Genomic DNA, 1,428 nt, shown 5'->3' with positions numbered 1-1,428 from the left:
AGGTAGTCCAGCGCCGCACCCAACCATCGCTTCATCGGATTCCCTTGCTCATGAGGCACACCCCGCATCCTTCAGCATCTTCAGGGTCGCCGCATCCGGCACCCCCGCCGCATCGATCCGCGGCACCCACACCGCCGGTGCCGACAACTGCTGCGCGTCCATCGGCTCGATCGCGATCTGCTCCGGCTTGATCGCGAGACCCAGCGGCTGCGCCAGCGAGATCAGCAGCGATTTCAGTTCCTTGTCGGCCGCGTCCTTCATCAGCGCATGCGTGGCCGGCGTGCGCAGCCGGTCGTGCGCCTGGCTCAGCGCGAGCGCGGTGGCGTAGACCAGCACCTCGTTCTGCCGCGCGTACTCGTCGACGAACACGCCTTTCTCGACCGTCTCGAAGCGGAAGCTCTGCGTCGCCACCGACGGGCAGCCCACCAGCTGCACCGGTGGTGCCTTGAACAGCAGGCCGCCCTCCGGCGTCTTCGCGAGCGACCAGGTGCCGCGCTTCGCGAGGTCGTAGCCGTACGCGTAGTGCGTCTCGTAGCTCAGCGTGCCGGTCGAGTCCCTGTTGATGTTGTTGAAGCTCAGGAAGCGCAGCAGCTCGGCCATGCGCGGCCAGCCGGTCTTCAGCGTCCAGTTGACGCGCTGCTGGCTGCTCGCTTCCACCAGGATCAGCTTCTGCGCCGGCACGATCAGCTCCGACAGCACCTGCGCCCGGTCGATCTCGGCGCACACCGGGCACTGGTGTCGCCCCTGGTGATACGCGGCCCAGGCCACGAGCAGAAAGCTCAGGCCGCCCAGCAACGCCCACTTGATGGCTTGCATCCGCTCTCCCGTCATGCAGAAACGGCTGCAGTATGCCCGCGTGGCGCTGCCGGGCCTGCTGGCTCAGAAGAAGTAGCAGTAGGTCGTGGTGGACGGGCAGAAGACCTCGTCGACGTAGGTGCGCCGGTCCAGCAGCTGGAAGCGGAACTCGTCGATCGTGAACGACAGGATCAGGTCGCTCGAGTACGCGAGGTGGGCGTAGCCCTTCGGTCCGGTGATGTAGTGCTTCGGGTCACCGATCGTCACGCTGAAGCTCGCCTTGTTGAACAGGTTGGCGAGCCGGCCGCGCACCTGCGCGCCGTAGTCGACGCCATTGAACAGCAGCGCACCGTCCGGAATCGAATCGATGCCGGCGAAGTGGATCGGCTGCAGCGACCCGATGGCGTTCAGCGAGTTGTAGGCCTCCTGGGTCTTCTGGGCGAGCACCTGGTCCGCGAGCCGGGTGATCAGCGTGTCGACGACGATGTTGACGACCGGCACCCAGTCCACGTTGGTCGAGCACGAATAACTGCTCGACAGCGTGAAGTTCTGGACGCCAGTGATGGTGAACGTGCCCGCCACCGGATCCACCGTGCCGGTGACCGTGGTTCCCGGGTTGTTGCGCACCTGGAT

2 protein-coding genes are annotated in these 1,428 nt (G+C 65.8%); both read right to left on the bottom strand.

The genetic code is table 11. The annotated features are described in order from the left end of the window. Positions 1-48: 48 nt before the first annotated feature. Positions 49-816 (bottom strand): hypothetical protein, encoded by a 768-nt coding sequence (locus AC1D01_RS34510; protein ID WP_477873989.1) that lies wholly within the window; start codon positions 814-816, stop codon positions 49-51. A 63-nt stretch (positions 817-879) separates the two neighbouring features. Then, the coding region (locus AC1D01_RS34505) for a hypothetical protein (protein ID WP_477873987.1) at positions 880-1,428 on the bottom strand (549 nt) is incomplete at its 5' end.

Source organism: Rhizobacter sp. P3_B12, assembly GCF_056402895.1.
This window is presented reverse-complemented; position numbering and strand designations above follow the sequence as displayed.

Coding starts and splice junctions, on each gene's coding strand:
- AC1D01_RS34510 (WP_477873989.1), bottom strand. CDS start 816: ATGCAAGCCATCAAGTGGGCGTTGCTGGGCGGCCTGAGCTTTCTGCTC.